This is a genomic window from Candidatus Aminicenantes bacterium (genome assembly GCA_026393795.1).
Classification (GTDB): domain Bacteria; phylum Acidobacteriota; class Aminicenantia; order UBA2199; family UBA2199; genus UBA2199.
In genome coordinates, this window is sequence record JAPKZL010000298.1 from 1 (window position 1) to 8,141 (window position 8,141).

Genomic DNA, 8,141 nt, shown 5'->3' on the forward strand with positions numbered 1-8,141 from the left:
CTCAATTATATAACCTATTGCCGCGGTCATGTCAACTGGAAAAGAGGCTTGCCGACAGGGAAAAGAGTCCGGTTTAAGGGCACCCTCAACGGGTATTCTAAGGACCCCTTCTTCAGGGACACTAAGGGCCAACGTGGATCATTTCCTGCTCTTGCCCGAACTCCTCCAGCCGCTCGAGGCTGCCGTTTTCCAGGTCGAGCAGCTTGTAATGCCCCATCTCCATCATCGCGAAATAGAGGAGCAGATTCTTCTTCTGGAGATCGTCGTTGAAACGCTCGGCCAGCTGCAAATAAAAATCGTGGGCGGCGCGCTCGGCCTTCATGGCCTGGGCGATCACCTCGCTCAGCGGGACCTGGTCATCGCCGAAATTGATCTCCGGCAGCGGCACCACCGGCTGCGCCGGGACGACGATCGTCCGGCCGGGAAAGCGCTGGCCAAAAATTCCCTCGAGTGCCTGGCGGTGCTTGTTTTCCTCAAGGGCGAGGAAGTCAAGCCGCTCGCGCAGGAACGCATTCTGCACCCGCTGCGCCAGCCGGGCATAGACGTCGTGGCTGCCGATTTCGCTTTTCAGGGCGGCCAGGAGGAGATCGGCCAGCTCGTATTTGGACAGATCCATTTTTTTCATGGTTGTTCTCCCATGTTCAATAATTTTCGACGAACACCTCGAAATAATCCCGCGGATGGTCGCAGACCGGGCATTTTTCGGGGGCTTCGCTCCCTTCGTAGACAAATCCGCATTCGCGGCATTTCCACAGCACCTTGCCGTCCTTTTTGAAAACCTTCTGGTTCTTCACGTTCGCGAGCAGCTTGCGGTAGCGGGCTTCATGCCTCTTTTCCACCGTGGCCTGGATCTCCACCACCTCGCCGTTCATGACTGCGACCAGGTGCTTGTAGAACAGCTTGGCGTGGCTGCGCTCGTTCTCGGCCGTTTCCAGGAAAATCTCCTCTATCTGCTTGAATCCTTCCTTGCCGGCCGTCTTGGCGTAATAGGTGTAGCGGTTGCGCGCCTGCGACTCGCCGGCAAAAGCCTTCATCAGGTTTTCGGCTGTTTTCGTCCCTTTCAGATTTTTCATTTTTACCTCCAGTCGCATTTTAGCCGATTTTCGTTTCAAGTCAAGATTAAAGGCAGGGTCTTGCTTTGATTGGCTTACCGGTCCATCAGTGACATCAGTCTGTCCATGTCGGCGCCGGGGCGGAGGATGGCGGGCGGCGTTTTCGTCAGGTCGACGATGGTCGAGCCCCGGGAAGGGGGCAGGATGCCGCCGTCGATCAGAAGATCGACTTCAGGAAATTCAATAGCGATGGCGACCGGGTCGTTCAACGGCGGCCGGCCGCTGCGGTTGACCGAGGTGCTGAACAAAGGCAAGGCCAGCTTTTCGATCAGCTCCAGCAGCAACGGCAGGTCGGGCAGGCGGATGCCGATCGTATCTCTATTTTTTAAAAGCCGGCGATCAATTTCGGGATTGGCTTTGAATATGAAGGTGAACTTGCCCGGCAGCAGCCGCATCAGACGCTTCCGGAAATTTTCGGGAATGTCGGCTGCCAGGGCCTCCAGCATGGCCAGCGAGCCTACCGCCGCCGAATAGGGCTGGTCACTGCGCTTCTTCAAGCGATCGATCTTTTCGATCGCAACCGGGGAATAAAAATTCCCGCCCAGCCCGTACAGGGTGTCGGTGGGATAAACGATCACCCCATCGGCGCGGATGCAGTCGCGGATCTTATTGAAATTATCGGCTTCGTTGATGGCGGCGAAAGGGACGGTGATCATGGATAAAGGAGAAACGGACCAACCGCTTCATTGCAGGCGGACAGCTCTTGTTCGATCGCTTTGCGGATGCCGCCGAAGGGGATGCTTTTTTCGATGGCCTGGCGGATGAAGGGCGAGCCGCAGATCATGTCGATGGGCGGGCGCTTGTATTCGAACTCGTAGGGCGGCTCCTGCCAGCGGAAATCGCCGGGATGCATGTGACGTGCCAGGCGGATCATCTCATAGTAGACCTCGAAGCTGCGGAAGGGCGAGCGGTTCATAACCTGGACCTGGAGGCCGCGGCAGACCCGGCCGGCGAACTTGGAAAACTCGGGCTTGAAAAAAACCGGGATGAACGCCACACCGGACAGCCGCAGCCGCTCCATCCCGGCGCGCAGCCCAACATGGTCGAGGAAGGGGCTGCCGATGAACTCGAACGGCCGGGTCGTCCCCCGCCCCTCCGACAGGTTGGTCCCCTCGACCATGACCGCGCCCGGGTAGACCAGGGCGGCGGCCAGGGAGGGGAGGTTGGGCGACGGGTAGGTCCAGATCCCGTCCCAGAAATCGCGGCGCCGCCAGTGGCGGGCCTTGACCACGGTCAGCTGCAGATCCAGTCCGAAATAGCTCAGGGCGAAGGAGAGGTATTCGCCGACAGTCAGCGCATGGCGCATGGGGACCGGCAGCTGGCCGACCATGCTGAAATAATCGGGCCGGCAGGCAGGGCCTTCACAAACGATGCCGTTGAGCGGATTGACCCTATCCAGGACGATCACCTCGATACTGCGGCCGTTTAAGGCACGCATGAGCATCACCAGGTGGTTGACGAAGGTATAGACCCGGGTGCCGGCGTCAAAGACATCGACCAGGACGGCATCCAAGCCATCCAGCCAGCTCTCGTCCGGGAGCAGCGATTTGCCGTAAAGGCTGCGCACGACCAGGGACATCTCCGGCCAGGCGTGAGACGGCGACAGGACCATGTTGTCCTGGCGGTCGATGAAAAACCCGTGCTGCAGCGACCAGATGGCGCGCAGCCGCTCGCCGGCCAGCCGGCGCACAGTCTCGTAGACCGGGCGGCCGTCGGCGCCGACCGTCGCGCTGCCGGTGACCAGGGCAAAAGACCTGTTACCGACGATTTTTTTGAATGCCAGCGGCAGGACATCGATGCCATTCATTATTTTAGCCACGATCATCTCCGGCAACCAAGTATAACATTGGGCTTCAAAAGTCAAGCGCTATAAAACTTGAAGCCAATCCCCCCACGCCCCCCTTGGTAAGGGGGGTACTGAAAGCTGGGGTTCTGAATATATATAAACAAACCCTCCAAATGGGCCAGGAAACAAATGCGTATTGAACTCCCACCCGAATTCTGCTATACTTTTTTTTTCACGGAGGCAGATGTGTACAATACGAACGGTATAGATAGCAAGTTCAGGCTGGCCATACTGGTCGCCCGGCGCGCCAAGCAGCTCATCGGCGGCGCCAAAAGAAAAGTCGAAATCAAGGCCGAAAATGTCCTGACCATTGCCATGGAAGAATTCAAGCAGGGGAAAATAGATTTTGACGTTCTCAACCAGGACCAAACCCTTTTGGACGAGGAAAGCCAGAAACTCGAGGCCGAAGCGGGAACTGAAAAAAAAAGCGAACTGGTCGAGGAACTCGAAGCCAGGGAAGAAGGGGACCAGCCGCAACCCGAATCCTGACCGCTTGTTCTTGAATGAACACCGTCATCCGCGCGCCCAACTGGATCGGGGACGGGGTCATGAGCTTGCCCGCGATCCGGGCTTTCAAGGAATTTTTCCCCGCTGCCAGGTTGACCCTGTGCGTCAAGCAATACCTGGCCGACCTGTTCCTGAATATCGCCGAAATCGACGAGATCGTAGCCATCCCCGACCGTTGGACCGCCGGGAGCTACCTGGACCAGCTGCGCCGGCTCTGGGGAAAACGCTTCGACCGCGGCATCCTGTTCACCAACTCCTTCTCGTCGGCCCTGTTTTTCCGCCTGGCCGGCATTCGCCGCCTCAGCGGCTACGACCGCGACGGGCGCGGCTGGCTCCTGGCCGACAAGACTCCCGAAAGCGACGACCGCGAACACCACCAGTTCCACTACCTGCGCATCGTCGAGCACCTGGCCGGGCAAAAGACGACCCGCTCCTTTTCCGCCGCTCTGGAGCTGTCAGCCGAGGAAAAATCCCGGGCGGCCGTCATCAGGTCCGGATTGGGAATAGAGGCCGGACGCGACCTGGTGGCCATCGCTCCGGCGGCGGCCTACGGCAGCGCCAAGACCTGGCTGCCGGAACGCTTCCGGGCCGTAATCCACGCCTGGCGGGAATCCCACCCGACCAGCGCCGTTCTGCTGCTCGGCAGCCCGGGCGAAAGGGATAAAGTGAGCGCCATCGCCGCTGGCCTGCCCGGAGGCGTGCACAACCTGGCCGGGCGCCTGAGCCTGCGCCAGACCATCATCCTCCTCGCCGGCTGCCGGCTGGTCATCTGCAACGACTCCGGGCTGATGCACATCGCTTCCAGCCTGCAGGTCCCGCTGCTGGCGATCTTCGGACCGACCGAGCATCAGAAGACCCCGCCGCTGGCCGGGCCGTGCCGGATGCTGTACCACGGCGCCGATTGCGCCCCCTGCCGCCACCGCGAATGCCCGACCGATCACCGCTGCATGACCGCCGTGACCTGCGCCGAAGTTCTGGCCGCGGCCGAAGCGCTCTGGCAGCACAAATCATCCGCCTATCCTGGCGGATCTGATTTGTCTGCCCCCGCAGGGGGAAAGAACTAAAATGAACAAAGCCGCATTTTTAGACCGCGACGGAACCCTGATCCAGGACTTGGGCTACATCTGCCATTTTCACCAGGTCGGTTTTTTTCCTTCCGCGGCTGCCGCCGTGCGCGCGCTGAACGAGGCCGGCTACCTGGTCATCGTGGTCAGCAACCAATCGGCCGTGGCCCGCGGCATCTGCCGCGCCGAAGATATCGAACGCCTGCACCGGGAATTGCAGGCGCATTTCAAGAAAGAAGACGCCGTCATCGCCGCCTTCTATTACTGCCCCTTCCTGGCCAACGGCGCGGTCAGCCGCTATCGGTGCGAAAGCCCGCTGCGCAAGCCGGAGCCGGGGATGCTGCTCCAGGCCGCCCGCGACTTCGAAATCGACCTCCCCGCCTCCTTCATGATCGGCGACAAAACGGACGACATCCTGGCCGGGAAAAGGGCCGGCTGCCGGACCATGCTGGTGCGCACCGGCCAGGGCCGGGGCAACGAACATTCATGGCCGGACAACGGGCAGCGGCCCGATCACATCGTCGACGACCTTCTGGCCGCCAGCGCCATCGTCGCCTCGCTGGCCGAGGTCAAGAAAAGCTGAGTCCGTGGGCGCAAGAAAAACCGCCCGCAGGTGTTATAATGAATCATGACCAGAGAAATGCTGAGCGATGACGAGATCATCACCGCGGTGCTGGAGGGCTGCCCCGACGATTTCGCGATCTTGATCAACCGCTACAGCGGCAAAATCATCAAATTCATCAACAGCATGATCGCCGACCGCGACGAGGCCCAGAGCATCGCCCAGGACGTGTTCATCAAGATCTTCCAGAACCTCCCCTACTACAAAAAACAGAACAACTTCTCGGCGTTTATCTTCAAGATCGCCAAGAACATGAGCCTGAACTGGATCAACCGCCAGAAGCGGACCGTTTTTTTTTCCCGCCTGCTCGGCCAGGCTTTCAACCAGGCGCCGTTCCGGCAGGCCCAGGTCCAGCCCGTTGACCCGGAACAGGCGGAGCGGGACGAAACAATCACCCAGAGCCTGCGCCGCCTGCCCGAGGAGCAGCGCCTCGCCCTGATCCTAAAAATCTATCTCGAGTTCTCCTATAAGCAGATCCACGAGATCAGCGGCTGGTCGATCCCCAAGATCGAAACCCTGATCTCGCGGGCCAAAAGCCGGCTGAAAAAAAATATCGCCATGCAAGATAAAAACTCCGGCTTTGTTTACCAAGCGAGGAAAAAATGAAGTGCAAAAAAGTACATTCGCGGCTGAGCGCCTACCAGGACGGCGAACTGCCGGTCGCGGAAGCGGGCGAACTGGAGCGCCACCTTGGAGTTTGCGCCGCCTGCCAGTCCGAGTGGAGGGACACCCAGGCCCTGGTCGCCGGCCTGCGCCGTTTGACCACGCCGGCTCCCTTTCCCGGTTTTTCCTCACGGGTCATGGCCTTCTTGCGCGATCGGCCCGAAAAAAAGCGCCGCTGGCTGCCCTCTTTGGCTTACACGCTCGCCCTGCTGCTGATTTTCATCAGCGGCTTCCTGCTGGAAGTGTCGAGCAACGGCCAGTACCAGACCGGAACGGCCACCGGCCAGCGCCAGAACGGCACGGCCCCGAAAACAGCCGCGACCTTCAGCGCCGTGCTGGCTGAGAACCAGGGACTGGGGCTGCTGGCCGTCCAGGACAGCACCCTGGAATTGTGCAGCGGGGGCGCCTATGAAAACTAACCGCTGGCTCCCTTTTCTGCTGGCCCTCTCGCTGGCTTTGAACCTGGCTTTCCTGGCCGCCCTGGTTTACAAAAGGGCCATACTCAGGAAAAGCATTGTCCGGCCCCGGCTGGAAATAAAAGATGATTTCAGCCTGTCTTCCGGGCAGGAGGCGCAGGTGCGCGAAATCATTCACAGGTTCAAACTCAATTCCCTCCAGTCCAAGGAAGACATCCGCGATAAAAGGGTGGAAATCATCGAAGAACTGGGCAATCCCACCTGCGCTGCCAAGAAAGTCAACAGCCTGGCCGACGAACTGAATCAGTTGGAAAACCAGCTGAACCGGGATTTTCTTGCCGCCCTGCTTAAAATCAATGACATTCTCGAACCCAGCCAGCGGCTCAATTTGCTGTACCGCCTGAGCCGCAACTGGTTCTTTCTGACCCCAATCCGCGAAAAAGGAGGAGCCGATGAATAAAAAAATCGTCATTTTTCTGGTGCTGCTGATCGCGCTCGGCCTGGCCGTCCAGGCCCAAGCGAATAAAAAGATGTGGCCCAATATGCTGGGCAACCTGAGATTCGGCTTGTACATGGCCGAAAACAACCTTTTCGAAGCCCGCTTCATCCTGCGTTTGAAAAGTGAAATCGGCCTGACCCCTGAACAGGAGCAGAAAATCGAAGACATGCTGCTGGCCAACGAGGAGGCCACCATCCGCCGCTCTTCGGACATCAAGGTGCTGGAATTGAAATTCGCCGCCCTGCTCAAAAACAACCGCATCGACCGCCGCGAAATGGAAAGCATGGCCCGCGCCATGGGCAAATTGAAAACCGATCTGCAGGTCGACCACCTCAACTACCTGCTCGACGTGCGCGACACGCTGACGCCGGAGCAGATCCAGAAAATCGAAAAACTGAAAAAGGATATCCCGGAACGGATTCGCGACAGAATGCACGGGCGCCGGGGCGACTTTCCCCCGCCCATGCCGCCCGATGAACAGGGCGACGAACCTTCCGACTCCGAAGCTCTATAAAAAGTCCTACTCTTCCTCTTCCTTGACCCGGCCTTCCTTGACCGCCTCGGCGACGATCTTTTTCTGCACTTGTCCGGGCACTTCTTCGTAATGGGAGAATTCCATGAAAAAGCTGCCGCGACCGCCGGTGATCGACGTCAGCGTCGGCTCGAAATCGAGCATTTCCGACATGGGCACCGAGGCCTTGACCACGTGGTTCTTGCCCTTGGTTTCCATGCCCTGGATCCGGCCGCGCCGGCCGCTCAGGTTGCCGTTGATCTCGCCCATGAACTCCTCGGGAATGACCACTTCCACCTTCATCACCGGCTCCAGGATGGTGGGCTTGGCCGCCTTCATGGCCATCTTGAAGGCCATGGACGACGCCATTTTGAACGCCATGTCCGAGGAATCGACTTCATGGTGGCTGCCGTCATACAGCTCGACTCTGAAATCGACCACCGGGTATCCGGCCAGCACGCCGGTGTTCTTGGCTTCGATGATCCCCTTCTCGATGGCCGGCACGAAGTTGCGCGGGATGGACATGCCGACCAACGAATTGGCGAATTCGAAATCGCTGCCGCGCGGCAGCGGTTCCATGCGGATCAGGACGTGGCCGTACTGGCCGCGGCCGCCGCTCTGCTTCTTGTATTTCTTCTCGACGTCGGACTTGCCGAGCACGGTTTCACGGTACGCAATTCTGGGCGGCCTCATCATCACTTCCACCCCATATTTGCGTTTCAGCTTGTTGACCACCAGTTCGACGTGCATATGGCCGTTACCGGAAATGACAAGTTCCTTGGTTTGCGGATCGCGCAGTATCTTCAGAGTCGGATCCTCCTCCATGATGCGCTGCAGGGCCGTGGAAATCTTACCTTCATCGGCCCGAGACTTGGGTTCGATGGCGAAAGAAATGGATGGC

General features: G+C 59.2%; 12 protein-coding genes. 7 read left to right on the forward strand and 5 right to left on the reverse strand.

What is annotated here, in order from left to right; translation table 11 throughout:
• Nucleotides 1-121: 121 nt before the first annotated feature.
• The 4 genes from NTW95_14605 to NTW95_14620 all read right to left on the reverse strand — a co-directional run bounded on the left by NTW95_14605 (nucleotide 122) and on the right by NTW95_14620 (nucleotide 2,931).
• Complete coding sequence (locus tag NTW95_14605; GenBank protein MCX6558639.1) at nucleotides 122-625, reverse strand: ferritin family protein; 504 nt, start codon at nucleotides 623-625, stop codon at nucleotides 122-124.
• Nucleotides 626-641: 16 nt separating this feature from the next.
• The gene (locus NTW95_14610) at nucleotides 642-1,073 is read right to left on the reverse strand and encodes a rubrerythrin family protein (GenBank protein MCX6558640.1); all 432 of its coding nucleotides are present in this window, start codon (nucleotides 1,071-1,073) and stop codon (nucleotides 642-644) included.
• A 74-nt stretch (nucleotides 1,074-1,147) separates the two neighbouring features.
• Nucleotides 1,148-1,768, reverse strand: a complete 621-nt coding sequence (locus NTW95_14615; GenBank protein ID MCX6558641.1) for an L-threonylcarbamoyladenylate synthase — start codon at nucleotides 1,766-1,768, stop codon at nucleotides 1,148-1,150.
• Nucleotides 1,765-2,931 carry a DUF1343 domain-containing protein gene (locus tag NTW95_14620; GenBank protein ID MCX6558642.1) on the reverse strand — a complete coding sequence of 389 codons (1,167 nt, stop codon included), beginning with the start codon at nucleotides 2,929-2,931 and terminating at the stop codon, nucleotides 1,765-1,767. The genes NTW95_14615 and NTW95_14620 overlap by 4 nt, the downstream gene beginning before the upstream one ends.
• A 213-nt stretch (nucleotides 2,932-3,144) precedes the next feature.
• On the opposite strand from NTW95_14620, the gene rpoZ reads away from it, so the two are divergent.
• From rpoZ to NTW95_14655, 7 genes are read left to right on the forward strand one after another with little or no spacing between them, the layout of a single operon-like run.
• Nucleotides 3,145-3,447: a DNA-directed RNA polymerase subunit omega gene (gene rpoZ, locus NTW95_14625; protein MCX6558643.1), complete on the forward strand. Its 303-nt coding sequence runs from the start codon at nucleotides 3,145-3,147 to the stop codon at nucleotides 3,445-3,447.
• 14 nt (nucleotides 3,448-3,461) lie between these two features.
• Entirely contained in the window at nucleotides 3,462-4,529 is a 1,068-nt protein-coding gene (gene waaF / locus NTW95_14630; GenBank protein ID MCX6558644.1) for a lipopolysaccharide heptosyltransferase II, read from the forward strand.
• A gap of 1 nt (nucleotide 4,530) precedes the next feature.
• The gene (locus tag NTW95_14635; protein ID MCX6558645.1) at nucleotides 4,531-5,112 is read left to right on the forward strand and encodes an HAD family hydrolase; all 582 of its coding nucleotides are present in this window, start codon (nucleotides 4,531-4,533) and stop codon (nucleotides 5,110-5,112) included.
• Between the two features lie 45 nt (nucleotides 5,113-5,157).
• Complete coding sequence (locus NTW95_14640) at nucleotides 5,158-5,757, forward strand: RNA polymerase sigma factor (protein MCX6558646.1); 600 nt, start codon at nucleotides 5,158-5,160, stop codon at nucleotides 5,755-5,757.
• The gene (locus NTW95_14645) at nucleotides 5,754-6,233 is read left to right on the forward strand and encodes an anti-sigma factor (GenBank protein MCX6558647.1); all 480 of its coding nucleotides are present in this window, start codon (nucleotides 5,754-5,756) and stop codon (nucleotides 6,231-6,233) included. The genes NTW95_14640 and NTW95_14645 overlap by 4 nt, the downstream gene beginning before the upstream one ends.
• Nucleotides 6,223-6,690: a periplasmic heavy metal sensor gene (locus NTW95_14650; protein MCX6558648.1), complete on the forward strand. Its 468-nt coding sequence runs from the start codon at nucleotides 6,223-6,225 to the stop codon at nucleotides 6,688-6,690. Before NTW95_14645 ends, NTW95_14650 begins: the two co-directional genes overlap by 11 nt.
• The gene (locus NTW95_14655; GenBank protein ID MCX6558649.1) at nucleotides 6,683-7,243 is read left to right on the forward strand and encodes a Spy/CpxP family protein refolding chaperone; all 561 of its coding nucleotides are present in this window, start codon (nucleotides 6,683-6,685) and stop codon (nucleotides 7,241-7,243) included. Before NTW95_14650 ends, NTW95_14655 begins: the two co-directional genes overlap by 8 nt.
• A gap of 6 nt (nucleotides 7,244-7,249) precedes the next feature.
• On the opposite strand, the gene fusA is transcribed toward NTW95_14655, so the two are convergent.
• The coding region (fusA, locus tag NTW95_14660) for an elongation factor G (protein ID MCX6558650.1) at nucleotides 7,250-8,141 on the reverse strand (892 nt) is incomplete at its 5' end.

Bases quoted from the DNA above. Each gene is read 5' to 3' on its own strand.
- NTW95_14640 (MCX6558646.1), top strand. From the start codon at position 5,158: ATGACCAGAGAAATGCTGAGCGATGACGAGATCATCACCGCGGTGCTG.
- NTW95_14605 (MCX6558639.1), bottom strand. From the start codon at position 625: ATGAAAAAAATGGATCTGTCCAAATACGAGCTGGCCGATCTCCTCCTG.
- NTW95_14650 (MCX6558648.1), top strand. From the start codon at position 6,223: ATGAAAACTAACCGCTGGCTCCCTTTTCTGCTGGCCCTCTCGCTGGCT.
- waaF (MCX6558644.1), top strand. From the start codon at position 3,462: ATGAACACCGTCATCCGCGCGCCCAACTGGATCGGGGACGGGGTCATG.
- NTW95_14610 (MCX6558640.1), bottom strand. From the start codon at position 1,073: ATGAAAAATCTGAAAGGGACGAAAACAGCCGAAAACCTGATGAAGGCT.
- NTW95_14615 (MCX6558641.1), bottom strand. From the start codon at position 1,768: ATGATCACCGTCCCTTTCGCCGCCATCAACGAAGCCGATAATTTCAAT.
- NTW95_14635 (MCX6558645.1), top strand. From the start codon at position 4,531: ATGAACAAAGCCGCATTTTTAGACCGCGACGGAACCCTGATCCAGGAC.
- NTW95_14655 (MCX6558649.1), top strand. From the start codon at position 6,683: ATGAATAAAAAAATCGTCATTTTTCTGGTGCTGCTGATCGCGCTCGGC.
- NTW95_14645 (MCX6558647.1), top strand. From the start codon at position 5,754: ATGAAGTGCAAAAAAGTACATTCGCGGCTGAGCGCCTACCAGGACGGC.